The organism is Roseovarius sp. D0-M9 (genome assembly GCF_037083805.1).
Lineage (GTDB): Bacteria > Pseudomonadota > Alphaproteobacteria > Rhodobacterales > Rhodobacteraceae > Roseovarius.
Genome location: NZ_JBAPKZ010000028.1, coordinates 1 through 16,678, shown reverse-complemented (window position 1 = coordinate 16,678; position 16,678 = coordinate 1). Strand labels below are relative to the sequence as shown.

The following is a 16,678-nucleotide window of genomic DNA, read 5'->3' as shown; positions in this document are numbered from 1 at the left end:
GTCTCTCCCCTTTTCGCGTGAACGCCCCGGCGAGGGGAGGGCACGCGGATTTCCTTGGTTAGTGGCGGGCGATCTCTGCCTGATGTGGAAAGCTGCGGCCCTTGAGCCGTTCGGTCGCGCCCTCGATGTCGTCGACCAGAAGAAGCAGGAAGTCGCCCTTCTTCGCCGTGTCGATGGCCTGCGCCACGGCTGCGTTCTCTTCCATGACGGTGTGAACGCTGCACGACGTGCCGGCATCAACTGCACCGTCATGGATCAGCTTTGCTGTCTCGCCTGTCTCGCGGCCGCGGGCATCCGTCTCGAATACATAGAGAATATCGCACATCCTGGCCAGTTGCGCACCGAGCGCGGCCAGATCCTCGTCGCGCCGATTGCCAGGGGCGGTTGCGACGGCGATCCGGCGCTGAGTGGCAAGGCCGTTCACCAAAGGCTCCAGCGCTTCGAGCGCTGGCACGTTGTGACCGTAGTCGATCAGGCACTTGATTCCGTCGGCTTCGAAATAGTTGGTGCGGCCGGGCATCTGCGCGGGTGTGGGGTGAAATGTTGTCAGCCCCGCACGCACATCGTCGATCTCGATCCCGTGGGCGATGGCGGCGGCAGCGGCGGCCATGGCGTTCTGCACGTTGAAGCGTGCATGCCCCTCGAAGGCGATAGGCACGTCGTTGACTTCGCAGATTTCGACCGTGACCTTGCCGCGCAGCATGACGATCTTGCCGTGTCTCACGGTCAACACCATGCCAAGCTGGCTCAGATGCTGTTGCAGGGCCGGGTTCTCGGGGTCCATCGTGAAATAGATGATCTCGCCACGGGACCAGTAGGTGCCTTGGTCCATGACCAGAGGGTCGTCGGCGTTCAGCACGCAATAGCCGCCTTCGCGCTTTACCGCGTCGACGATGACCGTCTTGCAGCGCGCCAGTTCGTCCAGCGTATGAATGTCGCGCTCGCCCAGGTGATCGGAGGCGATGTTCAGCAGCACGCCGACGTCACATTCGTCGAAGCCCAAGCCACGCCGCATGATGCCGCCGCGTGCCGTTTCCAGCACGGCGTGCTCGACCGTAGGCTCGCGCAGAACGGCATGAGCGGCGGCGGGACCGGAATAGTCGCCCCGCAGGATCACGTGATTGTCGATCTCGACCGTGCCGGTGCATCCCATGCCGACAGAATGGCCCGCCTGCCGCAAGATGTGCGTGATGAGCCGCGTCGTGGTGGTCTTGCCGTTGGTGCCGGTGATCGCGGTGATCGGGATGCGCCCATCATCGGTGGGATCGGGGAACAGCATGTCGACCACGTGTTCGCCCACCGGGCGCGGCGTGCCGTGGGTGGGGGCCATGTGCATACGGAAACCGGGCCCGGCATTCACTTCGACCACGCCTGCGGACTGCGCCTCCAGCGGCCTCGAAAGAGTTTCGGCCAGCAGGTCGATGCCGATCACGTCGAGGCCGACAAGCCGCCCGATCCGTTCCATGGCGAATTTGACCTCGGGGTGGACCTCGTCCGTCAGATCTGCGGCCGTGCCGCCGGTCGATATGTTCGCCGTCGACTTCAGGAAGGCGATCTCGCCATCGGGCAGGACCGTCTCCAGCGTCAGCCCGGCTTGGTCGAGCATCCGGTGGGTCTGTTCGTCGACATGGATCTGGGTCAGCAGGTTCTCGTGGCCGACGCCGCGGCGCGGATCGGCGTTCTCTTGGTCAATAAGAGCCTGAATTGTGCTCTTGCCGTCACCGATGACGTGGGCCGGACGGCGGCGGGCAGCGGCGACCAGCTTGCCGCCGATCACGAGCATCCGGTGATCGTCGCCCTTGATGTAGCTTTCGACGATGACGCCGTCCGTGCCCTCGCGCAACCGGGCCACCGCCGCGTCATAGCCCGAGCGCAGATCTTCCATGGTAGCGATGTCGGTGGTCACGCCGCGACCATGATTGCCCGAGAGCGGCTTGGTCACGACCGGCCAGCCGATCCATTCGGCGGCATTCTGCGCATCTTCGAAGGTGTAGCAGATCTGGCCTTTCGGCACCGCGACGCCGGCCTCGCCCAGGATCTGCTTCGTCCAATCCTTGTCGTCAGCGATGGAGTGGCCGATGATGCCCGATGCGTCGGTGACCGTCGCCTGAAAGCGGCGCTGCTTCACGCCGTGGCCAAGCTGCGTGTAGCTGGTGCCCTCTGTCAGATTGTAGAAGGGGATGTTGCGCGCTCTGGCCGCGTCCACGATCGCGCCGGTGGAGGGGCCAAGCGCGTTGACGTCGCGCACCTTCTTCAGGTGGTCGATATGCGGCTGAAGCTCGACATGCTCGCCATCATAGAGCTTCTGCACGATCTCCACCGCGGCCACGCCCGCCGCGATGCCTGTGGCCTCGTCGCGGTAGCGATAGACCACGTTGTAGATACCCTTGTCATAGCTGTCGACGGTCTTGCCGTAGCCGACCGAGAATCCAACCTGGTTCTGCAATTCGATGGCCACATGCTCGACCATGTGGCCGGCATATGTCCCTCTGCGCACCCTTTGGAGGAATCCCCCCGGCTCTCCGACCGAGCAGCGATGCTCGTAGATATCGGGGAGAAGCGCCTGCAGCTTCTCTGCAAGTTCCGGCACCTCGTCGCTGGGCCGCTCTTCGAGACCTTCGATATCGAGCCGCATGTAGATGGCCTGATACCGACTGTAGTAGTTGGGGCCGCGCAGGGCGCGGTGTTCAAGTATACGCAATCTTTGGCTCCAGACTGTTCGCCCCGAGCTCATCCGGCCCGAGGACGCGCCGGTCACTCAGGCTGTATCCATAGCCTTCGACAAGCGCGTGCATCTTGACGTCGTGGACCGTGACGGCCTCGCCATCATTAAGCTCAAAAACGTTCGAATGAGTTATATTCGAACTATCTACAAGGATGACGTGACCGGGGCCAAAAGCAAGGATTTTGTTCCCATCGAATAAAACCGCCGCATCTTCGCCGATTCCGACGCCGAGGAACTCAGGGTTCGTGGCACCCACTTCCAGCAGCCGGGAAAAACGGCCGCGTTCGAGGAAATGGGTGTCGATGATCACACCGTCGATAAAGCCGAATCCTGCCGCCATCTTGACGGCCCCCTTGCGCAGGCTGTCGGTGGCGGCGCCGCCGTAGACCATGGTGGACGATTGGCACGCCGCGCCCGCGCTTGTGCCCGCGACGACGGCGCCCTCGGCGTGCCGCGCACGCAACGCTTTCAGAAATGGCGATGCACCAAGGATATTGGTCAGCCGCATCTGGTCACCGCCCGAGATGAAGATGACGTCGGCCCGCTCGATCATGGCGATCAGGTCCGGGTTCGCAGCATCGCTCCGGCTACGTATCCGGACGTCCAGCACCTCTGCGGCGCCGAGGTTGGAGAACACCTCCTCGTAGCCGTCGAACACTTCCTGAGGAATTGCACTCGCCGTGGTAATGACGCCGACCACGGGTGCCTTCTTGCCCGAAAAGGCCACGACCCGCTTCAGGATGGCCGCCTCCCGCGACTTGTCCTCTGCGCCGCCGATCGCGATCAGAGGGCCGCGCGATGCCACGTTCACTTGAATGTTCATCTTCAACCCACAATCCTGATTTGTTGTCCTGCCCAATTGCGCCCAAGTCTATCACCAAGCGATGTAAAGCCGATACCCCCATCAGCATATTGACGTAATGGTGTTGTCCTGCCACTAGATATGACATTCTGGCACCCGTTTACCTTGGTTTCTCGGGGACTGGCCGGGATAAAAACCGCAGGAGGCTTCCATCGGCTATACTCTGGCAATCCACGGCGGCGCCGGTGTCATCCCGTCCGACCGCATGACCCCTGCGCGTGAAGCCGAGCTGCGCGCGGCGCTCGACCGAGCCTTGAGCGCCGGAGAGGCCGTTCTGGCAGCGGATGGAACCGCCATGGATGCGGTCACCGCGGCCGTATGCGTTCTGGAAGATGAGCCGCTGTTCAACGCGGGTCGCGGTGCCGTCTTTACGCATGACGGCAGTCACGAGATGGATGCCGCGATCATGAACGGACGCGACCGGCGCGCGGGCTGCGTGGCCGGGGTCTTGGGCCCCCGCAATCCGGTCAAGCTGGCCCGCTGTGTCATGGAGCGGACCGAACATGTGCTGATGATCGGCGAAGGCGCGCTTGGTGTGGGCCGCGAGGCCGGGATCGAGGAAATGCCTGCCGACTACTTCTTTACCCAAGAGCGTTATGATGCCTTGCAGGAGACATTGCGTATGGAGGCGGCCGGCACGCTGGACGACGACCCGGCGCGCCGCCACGGCACGGTGGGCGCTGTGGCGCGAGACCGTGCGGGCGGGCTGGCCGCAGCGACGTCGACCGGAGGCATGACCGCCAAACGCCCTGGCAGAGTTGGCGACAGCCCCCTGATCGGGGCCGGAACCTTCGCCGACGATCGCACCTGCGCCGTCTCGGCCACCGGGGACGGCGAAGCCTTCATCCGCCTTTGCGTCGCGCACGAGATCGACGCCCGGATGCGCCTTGCCGGCGAGACGCTGACCGAGGCCGCCGACCATGTCGTCCGGGAAGAGCTTGCAACCCTGAACGGCTCTGGCGGATTGGTTGCGGTCGATGCGGCTGGGCGCGTCGCCGCGCCCTTCAACTGCGAGGGCATGTATCGCGGCTGGGCCCTCGAAGGTCTCGAACGCTCGATCGCGATTTACTGACGCTCTGACCTCAGCCCTCGGCCTCTAGACACCTCGACCCGCGAACCAGAACACCAGTCCTGGCGGCGAACCTCGGGTCGACGTGTCGGTCACGCCGGGCGCTGGCATCCTCCGCTCTGGATGAATGACGTCCACATGGCTGGTTTATTCTGAATTCGTTTGTCCTGGCGCCTGCGCACGTTCGAACTGACCGTAATCGCGGCGGATACTGTAAGCCGCCGCTTCGTCCAGTCCTGACATCCCCGCCTGAGCTTTCAGCGCCGTTTTGGCTGCTGAAAGCCCATCGAATGTGGCGAGTGCAATGAATTTGCCGTGTTGATTCACGCTTTCGAAAGACGAAAAACCCGGAGCGTCCAGTCGCTCCGTGCCGTATAGCGCCACGACATGTATCCCGTCCGAGCCCGTCTCTGAACGGGCGAGTGTTTCGCGGGTGCCTGACTGCCAATGGATGACTCTTTCACCTACGCGGATGCGATAATCGGCGAAGTGAACTTTCCGCCCCGCCGCTTGCGACCTGCGGTGTGTGGCGTCGGCGCGCCAGCCGACGATCGCCTCCTCACTGTCCCACAGCTGGTGCGATAGCAGCAGATCGGCATCTTCAAGCGAGGCATAGCGGTCCAGAAACGCAAGGCCGGTATGGTGCGCGAGCACGGGGCGTAACCGGTCGACATGCTCGAAATAGTGTTTGAGATGGCCGGGGTGAGGGCGCACCTCGAAAAACACCGCATGCATGGCTTAACTCCTTCCTCTCGGCTCTGGCATCTAGCCAGGCCAGCCGTATCATCTTCATCCGCAAAGGTATCAGCCGCGAAACTGCCGACATCTTGGTTTGAAATCAAGACACGCCAGGCAGGCACGATATGCTGAGATACCGGACCAGCGAGGGGCTTGTGTTTCCATCAAGGGCATTGTGGTCACCTGCCGATGCTGTCGTTGCCAAGCCAGTTCTCAGTGATAATCAACGCCCGCGCTTTGTCAGGTCTGCTGACTTCATTTTTTGCGCAGAACGGAACATTTAAGTCGGTCTTTTGTTCTCCATGGGAAACAACCAGAAAGGAGAGCAACATGTCAATTGCACGTGTTACAGAAATTTCTGCCACCTCACCGGACAGCTTCGATGATGCGACCAAGCGCGGTATCGAGCGTGCGTCAAAAACGCTTCGCGGAATGACAAGCGCGTGGGTGAAAGACCAGAACGTAATGATCGAAAACGGCCAGATTACTGACTTCAAGGTCAATCTCGTCGTGACGTTCGTTCTGGATGACTGAATCGAAGTCATAGCCCAACGCCGTGACCTCTATTCACTTGGCGCTTTGGTCTTGCGGCTCTGATCGAAAGGGCAAAGACCAACGGCGCCAAGCCCTGCGCTATCTTTCAAGAGCAACGCGCCTGAGGCCCCCGCGCAAGATACGCGCCGTTAGTCCGCGACTTCGATCATAGCCCATACGTGTCAGGGCCTCGTCTTCGCGAGGATGTGGCGGCTTTGTCAGTGACGCGGCCAGCAGCCTTGCCTTGCCGGATAGCGTGGCTGATTGGTTATTGATCTCGCTCAAGGCGGGCAAAAGGATCTGTTCGATTTCGTCAAAATCAGTGCCGAACGGAAAATCAGGCAGCTTCGCACGATGCGGCTTCAGCCACTGCGCGACCAATTCCGGCAGGTTCTGGCTGTAGGCTTTGGCTATCGCATGGCTCTTCGGCAATTTGCCTGCTGCCTTGGCCTTCTCCATCAGTTCATCCTGAAATCTGCTGTCGGCTATATTCAGCAGTGCGATGATGACCTGCGCGTCAGAGAGGCCGCGTAGATCGGCGATGCCGTATTCTGTCACCACGATATCACGCATATGGCGCGGAACGGTCACTGCGGGCAGATCCCACAGGATGTTGCTCTCGAGCTTGCCGCGACTCATGCGGGTCGCGGGGAGGGTAATGATCGACCGCCCTCCCTCAAGGGCAAATGCCTGCTCGACGAAATTGAACTGGCCGCCAACCCCGCTGACGACCTGACCATCCCCCAGACAGTCAGACATCACGTCGCCCAACGCCGACACCTTCATGGCGCTGTTCACGAAACGTGCATCCTTGCGCGCCGCGCGCTTGCCCTCTTCGTCACCGTAGAGCGCATTGGTGAAACTGACTGGCATCATTGCAATCCTGGTGCGCTGCTCGGCAGGTAAGCTGCGCAGTTTGGCGTAGATGTCTCGTGTCTCGACAAAGAAGCCTGCGTGTATGGCTATGCCGTCCACCTCGCGCCGGACGACGCCCGCATCGAACAATTCCATCAACCCACCGACCAGCATTTCGGTGACGGCATAGAGCCCGGTATTAAAGCTCCCTCCAGCATCATGGGCGATGTGAAACGGGCAGTCGGCCTGGATGGTGGCCGCCTCGCCGCGATGCCGCAGCAAAAGCGCATGGGCCACGCTATCGCCTGCGGCACCGATCCCGATCTGCAGCGTTCCACCATCGACGATGAGGCGCGCGACGTGCAGGCCGATGGCATGGTCTGTCAGTTTCAGGGGCGGGCGCGGACTCGAGAACAGCTCGAATGGCTCGGGCGGGTCGAGAACCATCTCGACCTCCTCCGCGCTTAGTGTGGCCCCCGGCCCCTCCATGAAGGGCATTCGAGGATTGGTTTCGAACACGGCGATAAAATTGGCGTCGCCACGCGCGCGAAAACGGAAGAGATCGGCTGAAATATCAGTGTTGGACGATAGGCTGAAGTGCCCCTCTTCCTCGGCCACCAGTTGCATCAGAACGTTGGGCTTCAGGCGCATCAGAACATCGCGCGCGTGGGTGTAATTGGCCGAGATATAGGCTTGCTGTGCCGCCTCCACGCCCAGCCAGCGCCCGGCCAGCATGAAAAATTCTGAGACCTCGATGTTCGCGGGCAGGTCCCCGTCGCGTATCAACCGAGCGTAGAGAATTTCGGGGTAGGCGCCAAAGAGCCGGTCCATTGCAGGCTCCATAAACCGTCGCTCGACCTCCGAGGCCGGGGTGGGACGCTCCAGCGTCAGGGCGGTAAAGATCTTGAGCGATATGTTTCTGTCATCGCAGGCCGCCTGCACGAGTGCGTTGAGCAGGCTGACGGGTTTGCCCAGTCCCAATGGAAGTGCCAGCCGGATCTCGCCTTGCGTGCGGTCCACGATCTGGCGGACGATGGTTTGGGCGTCATCATATCGCCGCATGTTCAGAAACCCTGCCATCGTTTGCGGGGCGCTGTGCGCGTCCAGCTTTGAAGTGGGGCTGAGCGGACTTTCGCAACCTTGGCGACCCAGAAAGTCGACGCCATGCCCTGTCGATCTGAGGTTTATCTTGAGGGGCCGATATGTGCGCTCGGCAAGGTATCACCGTCTTCCTTTCTTCTTTGGTGCAGGTTTGGGGGCAATTGCCCGATCTCAGATTACGATGCGCTCTGATTTGCCGTAGCTCTGCCGTAGCTGACCGCGTGGAATGCAGAGCGCTATCAATGCCAGCCCGCTTACGATACCCAGCAGAATCTGCATGACGTTTCCACCCAGAATGAGCGGCGTCAGGCAGGCGGCCAGTCCCAACGGCACGTTGAGAAACCGAACGATCCGGCCTATGTCGGCGGTGGCGATCACCGTAACCGTCACCGCGAGCGCCCCGATCAAATGGTCTGCATTGGCCAGCGCACCTTCTGTGCCCAGTGTCAGGCGGGTGAACATCAACCATACTCCAATCAGCAGGCAAAGCGCCAAGTTCCAAGGCAGGCTGACGCCTCCCTGCCAGATGTCCATGAGGATTTCAGCGATCGGGCGTCGGAATTCATCGGGCGTCTTTTCCTCATCGCCCTCATCCGTGCCACCACGGAAGAAGACCCACAGGATCGGATCGCCTTTTTTCCAGCGGCGCCAGAGATACTCGATGCTCGCCACCAACTCGTCCAGCGAATAGGGGATCTGGATCAGCATTGCGACCGCCGCGATCAAGGCCAGTGTCGACCATGTTCCAATGACAAGGGGCTGAATGATGATGAATGTGATCGAAACCGCGCCCAGCGGGACAATCATGATGCCGAACAGCAGGACCAGCCATGGCATGGTGCGCCAGCGGCGAACCGACCCGATGAGCCCGACGATAATCTCGAGCATGTAGGTGATCGCGCCAAGCCCGGCATCCGGCACGGGCCAGGCTTCGGACACGGCGGATGTTATGATCTCCTCGGTGCCGTTCTTCGGATCACTGGCGCTGCCTTCGAAGAATGGCTCCCACACACTGTCGATCAGTCCCAGTTGGTAGGCGCACAGGTAAAGCGACACGTAGAGACCGACAAAGGCCAGCAGGATGACAGGCACGCGTTGCAGCCATGCGGAGGGGTTGAAGGTCCAGCCGGGCGGTTTGTCAGGGCCGGTTTCGGCGGCGGCTTCGGACACACCCGGTGTCGGCTTCAATCCCAAGGCGAGGCCGGTGACCAGAGAGCCCACGAGAAAATTGTTGATGTAGCTTCCCATCGTCGAGGCCCAAAGCAGGACCGGTGACGCCATGACGATCACGCCGACCCCGGCAAGCAGCCATCTGGCAAGCTGTGCCTGAAAGCCCACTGCCAACACGCCAAGCGCCATGATCAAGACGCCGCAGAGGACGCTGAGGCCGATCAGCCACCCCGAACTGTAGCCGAAAATCGGAGGGGATACCAAAAGCCAGCTGCCAAGGGCGGCGCAAAGCAGGTAGACCCAGCGGTTCTCCAGATGCTCGGAGTGGGTGCGGGAGAGATGGCGCTCGCGCAGCGCCTGAGGATCGCCTGTGACCTCGTGCGAGGCCTCCAGTTCCCGCGGGGCCGTCACGCCATTGCGCTGATACCAAGCGACCGGATCAGCCTTCAATCGATCAATCATCTCGGGCAGGCTATCGAGGATGAAGTGCTCCGGCTCCCAGTCCAGCAGATGTCGGGCGCGCCCGATGTCCAGCGCAAAGTGGTCCGACGACTGGTCAATCATGAAGGGTCTCAGAAAAGGTTTTTCGCCCTTGTCCAGATCATCGGGCACGACCGGCTCGGCCATGACCTCGGCCTTGGCCCCCAACCGCGCAACAGGTTTCGGCAGCGTCAGTGTCGCCCATTCCTCGCGGCCATGGATCTCTTCGCCGATGGCGTCCTGAAGCCGTTTATAGCTGACTGCTTCTTCTTCGCCGGCAAGGATGACCTCGTTCTGTTCCAAGTCGGCGCGCCGGTCGATGGCAGCGCGAAACAGCCGCATCATGTCATCAAGATGAATGAACGCTTGCCCGGCATCGGGATCGCCCGCGTGAAGATGGCTCTTCATGCCGCTGGAATGGATCCGCGCGATTTGATGCGACAGTGTCGGCACCGCCGTGTCCTCGTCGTAGAGGCCGGCCAGCCGCAAGATGAGCGTGGGGATATTGCCGCGTTCTTGGGATATTGCGGATTCCGCATCCGCCTTGGACTGCGGATAGGCCCATCCAGGCGCAATAGGCGACGTTTCATCAATTCGCTCGCCGGGGCGCGCGGCCTGGTGAACCAGCATCGTCGACGAATAGATGAAACGCTCGACCTTGAAGTTTTGTAAGCTTTGCAGGATATGCCGCGTGCCATCCACATTTACTGTCTGGTAAAGTTCGTTTTCCTTTCCCGAAAAGTCGAAATATGCGGCCAGATGGACGAACGCCGCAATCTTTTCGCCATGCACTTCGCGAAATTGCGCCATGGCATCCTCGACCGAAGTCTTGTCGGTGATGTCACAGGCGAAAATCTCAAAGGGGTCTTCGGCACCCTCGAGGTCCAGCCCCACCACGGTGAAATCGCCTTGCAGGCGCTTGGCGAGTTCGGATCCGATCGCGCCAGCCGCTCCGGTAATGGCAACAACAGGTGCAGTATCGGGTTGAGGCATCAACTCGTGTCCCTTCGCGCGCTTGTGAGTAGCAGAAACTCCACATGCGCCAATTTGTTCCCGCATGTGGAGCCCCAAGCCAGGCAAAACCGACCGGGTTCAAGACCCGCTGTCTCGGAACATCGCAGTGCTTGGCTCTTCAGGACAAAGGCCTAAATCAAACCGCGATACAGTCTGAAGAGGGAAACATGACCGACCGCAGCGAGGTATTGACCGAAACATTCATGGCCGAAATCCGGGAAAAGAATCCCGGTGAAGATCTGTTTTTACAGGCCGTGGAAGAGATTGCGCGGGACGTCATCACTGTCGAGAAAGCGAATGCCGATTATGCGGCAGCCAAGATCCTTGCGCGTTTGGCGGAGCCTGATCGCATGATTCAATTTCGGATCACTTGGCCTGATGACGCTGGAAACGTACAAATCAATCGTGGATGGCGCGTGCAGCACTCAAATGCTGTCGGGCCATACAAGGGTGGCCTTCGCTTCGCTTCGACGGTGACGCCCTCGGTGCTGAAATTCTTGGGTTTCGAGCAGACCTTCAAGAATGCGCTGACAGGCCTCAATCTTGGCGGGGCCAAGGGCGGTTCGGATTTTGAGCCGAAGGACCACACCGAGCGCGAGATCATGCGTTTTTGTCACGCTTTCATGGCCGAGCTACAATACCACATCGGACCCTCGCGGGACATCCCGGCCGGCGATATCGGCGTCGGCACGCGAGAGATCGGGCACCTCTTTTCGGCTTGGAAAAAGCACAACCTCGATTTCGCAGGTGTGATCACTGGCAAATCCCTGTGCATCGGTGGCAGCCAGCTCCGAGTTGAAGCGACAGGCTATGGGTTGATCTATTTCTTGTGTGCCATGCTGGACGCGGCAGGCGAGGATGTGCAGGGAAAGCGTATCGTCATTTCCGGAATGGGCAACGTTGCGATGCACGCGGCGCGAAAGGCTTGCGCCTTGGGCGCGCGGGTGGTCAGCCTGTCTGACACGAGCGGCCTTTTGGAGGCGCCGGATGGCATGACCAATGCCGCTCTGGACTGGATCGAAGCACGCAAGGCGATGAAGGAAACGATTTCCGAGCCGCCGAAGGATCTGGGGCTCAAGTACCATCCGGGCGGCACGCCATGGGGGATCGAATGCGATGTGGCGCTTCCCTGCGCAACACAGAATGAGGTGGGCGAAGGCGACGCACGCGCTATCGTGGCCGCTGGATGCGGCTTTCTGGCAGAGGGGGCAAACATGCCCCTGACGAGTGATGCCCAGAAACTCGTCCGTGACAGCAGCATGCGCTATGCGCCGGGCAAAATCGCCAATGCCGGCGGCGTTGCCGTCTCTGGGTTGGAAATGTCGCAGAACGCAACATTCCGGCCCCTTTCCGCCAGCGAAGTGGACGATACCTTGCGGGATATCATGGTGCGGGTTCATAAAACCGTCCGCGACGAGGCCGCGACCGATCAGACGCGCGGGCCCGGCATCGACTACCGCCGTGCTGCAAACCGGGCCGCGTATCGCCGCGTAGCAGAAGCCTTGCTCGATCATGGCGTTCTATGACGCGGGTTTGCACAGGCGAGAATGTCGGGCGCTTGCCGTGGAAGCAGACCTGCGGAGACAACTGGGCCTTCGAGCAATTTCGACCCAAGGCCCGCGCTTTGATTATGCAGCACTTTTCCATTTTAGCGGGGTTACGTAAACAATGCTGTCACCGACACCGACCATCACTTCGCCATCCTGAATATTGACCTGAAGCTTCATCGCACGGCTTACCAATTTTGCCAGTTCGCCTGTGTCTTTCTCGGAAAAATTAATCACCTGAAGATTGTCAAACCGGGTGGTGTTGTTTTTGACCTTGTCCCACCACATTTCGGCAACCTTGCCTCCGTAAGGATAGACAATCACCTTGTCGGCTTTTGCACAGGATTGACGCAACACCTTCTCGCTGGGAAGCCCCAGGGCCACCCACACATCAAGCTCGCCGCTCAGGCTTTTCTGCCATATGTCGGGCTCGTCATCCGTTGAAAGGCCCTTCGTCATTTCCAAATGCTCATGGGCATTCAGTGCAAAAGCGACAATGCGCACCATAAGCCGTTCATTCGTCTCTGAGGGGTGCTTCGCAAGGGTCAGTTTATGGGTCTCATAGTAGTGACGATCCATGTCAGAGACTGATAGCTCGACTTTATAAATGGTGGCATTTTGCGCCATGACTTGTCCCAAATCTTCAAAGATTGGGATGCCTACTGCGTCTGGTGACCTTATGAAAGCAGATAAAAAGGCGACGACCACGGCGAAATTCACAGGATGCGGGACGAAGCTGACACTATATCTGTGCGGCGAGCTGGGTCGCCACTGACTGCGACAGACCGGCTATGCTTCCTTTGTGCGCCGCTTTGAGCATCCAGTCCCGCACAGACGATGACGCGTCTGACGCCGCCAGAGGCGCCAACAGATAGAAGTCCATTCCCCCTTCGAGGCTCAGCGTCGTCTGATTGAGCCTGAGCCCGCGCGATTGCTCCTCCTCGCGCCCGAACGCAACCTCTATGAACTTCGGCCGGAGTAAACCGGGCCCGCCTGAGCACCGAGTGAATTCTGCGCTGGATCATTGACGTTGCGTAAAGAATAATTGCGCCCATGCCTTGACTTGGGGCGGATGCCCGCGACACAGTCCAGATGCCGATCAGTTTCAGCCGGCAAACTGGGATCTACATCGAGTGAGGAGTCCGAACCTTGGAGGGTGCCAAACACCGCCAAACCCTACTCGAGAAATCAAACGCATAAGGCTTGCTGATGGCTTTAATCATTGTGAAATCCGTGATCGCATCGCCCTCGTCCTTGGCTCGGCTAGCATTGCTGGCACAGAGGGATGGCCACGGGCTGGATACCTGGCAGGTCGTGGGATGCGCTCCTGACGAGGGGCCGAATTCGGTTGCCAGGGCCGGGTGGCAGGCATCGTATCATGGATGCCTTCATACTCCTGGGCCAAGCCGAGGGCCAAAGCGTAGGGCAGGGCGCCTTGGCCCTTCAGACTGGATGACCGGTGCCGCCACGGCGCTCGAGGCCAATGGAGCCGTTACAGGCCCTCTCAGCAACGGAATAGCGCCCTGAGGCGCGAGACGGGGGGCAAGCCGCGCTCAGGGCGGTGTATGACAAGCGAAGGGTGAGGAAATGAAAAAGACTGTCGTGCAAACAATCGCCATGGCGTTGGCTGGGGGCTTGGCCTGCGCCGTTCCCGGGACGGCAACCGCTGATGAGACTGCTGATGAGAACGTCATGATCGTCTTCGATGGCTCGAACTCCATGTGGGGCCAGATCGACGGCACAGCCAAGATCGAGATCGCACGCGGCGTCATGGAAAACCTGCTGGGGGATTGGACTGACAGCAGGCAGGTGGGTTTGATGGCCTATGGACATCGAAACCGCGGCGATTGTTCCGACATCGAAACGCTTGTTACGCCCGGTCCGGATACCCGTGGCCGGATTCTTGAGCGGATCGGGGCGATCACCCCGACCGGCAAGACCCCGTTGACCAGCGCGGTCGAAGAGGCCGCGACGTCATTGTCCTACACGGATACGCCGGCCACGGTGATCCTGATCTCGGATGGTCTGGAGAGTTGCGAACGTGATCTCTGTGCTCTGGCCGAAACGCTGGAGGCGCGTGGGATCGGGTTCACCGCCCATGTGGTCGGCTTTGGGCTTGGCGATGCAGATGCCAGCGCGCTGTCGTGCATCGCCGAGCGCACCGGCGGCCGTTACATTTCGGCGGACAACGCGGACGAGCTGGGCGATGCGCTGACGGCCGTCGGCTCTGCAGTCGTGCAGTCCGAGCCAGAACCGGAGCCAGAGCCAGAACCGGAGCAGCAGTATGACGTGACGGTTACCGCGCCGGACACGGCGCTTGCCGGGTCGGCCTTCGATGTCTCCTGGACCGGAACGGTGTCGGGTCGGGATTTCGTCACCATCGTGCCGGTGGGCACGGATGAGGGCGACCATGGCAACTATGTCCGCGTGGGTGACAAAAGCGAGGACGCGTTGCGGGCACCGGCCGAAACGGGCCTCTACGAGGTGCGCTATGTGCTGGATGAGGGCCGCCGCACGCTGGCCTCGCAGCCCATCGAGGTAACCGAGCCGGAGGTGACGGTCACCGCGCCGGACACGGCGCTTGCCGGGTCGGCCTTCGATGTCTCCTGGACCGGAACGGTGTCGGGTCGGGATTTCGTCACCATCGTGCCGGTGGGCACGGATGAGGGCGACCATGGCAACTATGTCCGCGTGGGTGACAAAAGCGAGGACGCGTTGCGGGCACCGGCCGAAACGGGCCTCTACGAGGTGCGCTATGTGCTGGATGAGGGCCGCCGCACGCTGGCCTCGCAGCCCATCGAGGTAACCGAGCCGGAGGTGACGGTCACCGCGCCGGACACGGCGCTTGCCGGGTCGGCCTTCGATGTCTCCTGGACCGGAACGGTGTCGGGTCGGGATTTCGTCACCATCGTGCCGGTGGGCACGGATGAGGGCGACCATGGCAACTATGTCCGCGTGGGTGACAAAAGCGAGGACGCGTTGCGGGCACCGGCCGAAACGGGCCTCTACGAGGTGCGCTATGTGCTGGATGAGGGCCGCCGCACGCTGGCCTCGCAGCCCATCGAGGTAACCGAGCCGGAGGTGACGGTCACCGCGCCGGACACGGCGCTTGCCGGGTCGGCCTTCGATGTCTCCTGGACCGGAACGGTGTCGGGTCGGGATTTCGTCACCATCGTGCCGGTGGGCACGGATGAGGGCGACCATGGCAACTATGTCCGCGTGGGTGACAAAAGCGAGGACGCGTTGCGGGCACCGGCCGAAACGGGCCTCTACGAGGTGCGCTATGTGCTGGACGAGGGCCGCCGCACGCTGGCCTCGCGGCCCATCGAAGTGATCGAGCCGGAGGTGACGGTCACCGCGCCGGATACGGCGCTTGCCGGGTCGGTCTTTGATGTCTCCTGGACCGGAACGGTGTCGGGTCGGGATTTCGTCACCATCGTGCCTGTGGGCACGGATGAGGGCGACCATGGCAACTATGTCCGCGTGGGTGACAAGAGCGAGGACGCGTTGCGCGCGCCAGCTGAAACGGGCCTCTACGAGGTGCGCTATGTGCTGGATGAGGGCCGCCGCACGCTGGCCTCGCAGCCCATTGAGGTGACGGAGCCGGAGGTGACAGTTACTGCGCCGGACAAGATCCGTGCGGGCGACGCGATCAAGGTCAGTTGGACCGGCGCAGTGGCGGGCCGCGATTTTGTCACGATTGTTCCCATGGGTACGGAAGAAGGCCAGCACGAGGGATACTTCCGTGTGCAGGAGAGCACCGAAGATGAATTGCGCGCCCCGGACGACGCGGGTCTATACGAAATCCGCTACGTCCTGGATGAGGGGCGCCGCACCTTGGCCCGCCACGCGATCGAGGTTCTCGCAGAGGACGCCGCCCTGCAAAACGGCGCCGCCATCGAGGCGCCGGAAAATGCTTCGGCCGGGGCAACCATTGACGTGAGCTGGACCACAGCGCGCGAAAGCGGCGATCAGCGCATCACGTTGGCCAAGGCCAATCAGGCGATCTTCACTTGGATTACGGCCGTCAGAATTGAAGGCGACGCGCCGATTGCCATGACCCTGCCGGACGCGCCGGGGAGCTACGAGCTCCGCTTCCTCGACGTTGCCAATCAAGAGGTTCTGGCGCGTCACGTCATTGAGGTGAAATGACGTGTGAGCATCGCGGAAATAACGGGAAAAGCGGCTGGTTTGCGCTTGGGTCAATCGATGTCTGCTTGGGCAAATAAGCCTGCTTTTAACCGGCTGAGCGCATCTGCTAGCCCGCGTCTCACTTCCGTAGCCGTGATGTCTGCGTTTCAGGATGGCACGCGTCTGAGATGCGCCCGGTGTCCTGCATTTTCCTCGAATAGTTCCAGCTGTCTGATTTTTGAAATCGACGGGCCGCAGCGTGCTGCCGCAAGGCGCCAATAATCTGCGCCTTCTGGAGACGTGTCCTTTTCACCGGTGTTTCCTCACCCATTTTGCCGAAAAATTATGGTCCCTTCTCGTTCCGTGTGGGTAGTCGGGCGCACCGGTGCTTGAGCCGCTCCCATATTTCGTGCCTTCGGTAGGCGCGTCCGACGCGGAGACCTCAGCCATCG

Annotated in this window: 10 protein-coding genes; 4 read left to right on the top strand and 6 right to left on the bottom strand. The window is 61.0% G+C overall.

Annotation, left to right across the window (positions count from 1 at the left end; translation table 11 throughout):
• Positions 1-58: 58 nt before the first annotated feature.
• Together cphA and V8352_RS16210 are read right to left on the bottom strand one after the other, a co-directional pair.
• Entirely contained in the window at positions 59-2,701 is a 2,643-nt protein-coding gene (cphA, locus tag V8352_RS16215) for a cyanophycin synthetase (protein ID WP_336425347.1), read from the bottom strand.
• The gene (locus V8352_RS16210) at positions 2,688-3,548 is read right to left on the bottom strand and encodes a cyanophycinase (RefSeq protein WP_336425346.1); all 861 of its coding nucleotides are present in this window, start codon (positions 3,546-3,548) and stop codon (positions 2,688-2,690) included. The genes cphA and V8352_RS16210 overlap by 14 nt, the downstream gene beginning before the upstream one ends.
• Positions 3,549-3,738: 190 nt before the next feature.
• Between V8352_RS16210 and V8352_RS16205 the strand changes: the two genes are divergently transcribed.
• Positions 3,739-4,659 carry an isoaspartyl peptidase/L-asparaginase family protein gene (locus tag V8352_RS16205; protein ID WP_336425383.1) on the top strand — a complete coding sequence of 307 codons (921 nt, stop codon included), beginning with the start codon at positions 3,739-3,741 and terminating at the stop codon, positions 4,657-4,659.
• Between the two features lie 144 nt (positions 4,660-4,803).
• On the opposite strand, the gene V8352_RS16200 is transcribed toward V8352_RS16205, so the two are convergent.
• Positions 4,804-5,391, bottom strand: coding sequence for an antibiotic biosynthesis monooxygenase family protein (locus V8352_RS16200; RefSeq protein WP_336425345.1), 588 nt, complete (start codon positions 5,389-5,391; stop codon positions 4,804-4,806).
• A 333-nt stretch (positions 5,392-5,724) separates the two neighbouring features.
• Here V8352_RS16200 and V8352_RS16195 point away from each other — a divergent pair, with 333 nt between their 5' ends.
• Positions 5,725-5,928, top strand: coding sequence for a dodecin family protein (locus tag V8352_RS16195; RefSeq protein WP_336425344.1), 204 nt, complete (start codon positions 5,725-5,727; stop codon positions 5,926-5,928).
• 99 nt (positions 5,929-6,027) lie between these two features.
• Here the strand turns inward: V8352_RS16195 and V8352_RS16190 are convergent, their stop codons facing one another.
• Both V8352_RS16190 and V8352_RS16185 read right to left on the bottom strand, forming a co-directional pair.
• Positions 6,028-7,863 (bottom strand): acetyl-CoA hydrolase/transferase C-terminal domain-containing protein, encoded by a 1,836-nt coding sequence (locus V8352_RS16190; RefSeq protein ID WP_336425343.1) that lies wholly within the window; start codon positions 7,861-7,863, stop codon positions 6,028-6,030.
• A 192-nt stretch (positions 7,864-8,055) separates the two neighbouring features.
• Positions 8,056-10,527: an NAD-dependent epimerase/dehydratase family protein gene (locus V8352_RS16185; RefSeq protein ID WP_336425342.1), complete on the bottom strand. Its 2,472-nt coding sequence runs from the start codon at positions 10,525-10,527 to the stop codon at positions 8,056-8,058.
• 188 nt (positions 10,528-10,715) lie between these two features.
• Between V8352_RS16185 and gdhA the strand changes: the two genes are divergently transcribed.
• Entirely contained in the window at positions 10,716-12,074 is a 1,359-nt protein-coding gene (gene gdhA / locus V8352_RS16180; RefSeq protein WP_336425341.1) for an NADP-specific glutamate dehydrogenase, read from the top strand.
• A 102-nt stretch (positions 12,075-12,176) separates the two neighbouring features.
• Here gdhA and V8352_RS16175 read toward each other — a convergent pair whose 3' ends face one another.
• Positions 12,177-12,722, bottom strand: a complete 546-nt coding sequence (locus tag V8352_RS16175; RefSeq protein ID WP_336425382.1) for a YaeQ family protein — start codon at positions 12,720-12,722, stop codon at positions 12,177-12,179.
• A 960-nt stretch (positions 12,723-13,682) separates the two neighbouring features.
• On the opposite strand from V8352_RS16175, the gene V8352_RS16170 reads away from it, so the two are divergent.
• A complete protein-coding gene (locus V8352_RS16170; protein WP_336425340.1) occupies positions 13,683-16,247 on the top strand; it encodes a VWA domain-containing protein in 2,565 nt (854 codons plus the stop codon).
• Positions 16,248-16,678: the final 431 nt, after the last annotated feature.

Excerpts from the sequence above, each read along its gene's own strand:
- V8352_RS16185 (WP_336425342.1), bottom strand. The coding sequence starts at position 10,527 with ATGCCTCAACCCGATACTGCACCTGTTGTTGCCATTACCGGAGCGGCT.
- V8352_RS16170 (WP_336425340.1), top strand. The coding sequence starts at position 13,683 with ATGAAAAAGACTGTCGTGCAAACAATCGCCATGGCGTTGGCTGGGGGC.
- V8352_RS16175 (WP_336425382.1), bottom strand. The coding sequence starts at position 12,722 with ATGGCGCAAAATGCCACCATTTATAAAGTCGAGCTATCAGTCTCTGAC.
- gdhA (WP_336425341.1), top strand. The coding sequence starts at position 10,716 with ATGACCGACCGCAGCGAGGTATTGACCGAAACATTCATGGCCGAAATC.
- V8352_RS16190 (WP_336425343.1), bottom strand. The coding sequence starts at position 7,863 with ATGGCAGGGTTTCTGAACATGCGGCGATATGATGACGCCCAAACCATC.
- V8352_RS16200 (WP_336425345.1), bottom strand. The coding sequence starts at position 5,391 with ATGCATGCGGTGTTTTTCGAGGTGCGCCCTCACCCCGGCCATCTCAAA.
- V8352_RS16210 (WP_336425346.1), bottom strand. The coding sequence starts at position 3,548 with ATGAACATTCAAGTGAACGTGGCATCGCGCGGCCCTCTGATCGCGATC.
- V8352_RS16195 (WP_336425344.1), top strand. The coding sequence starts at position 5,725 with ATGTCAATTGCACGTGTTACAGAAATTTCTGCCACCTCACCGGACAGC.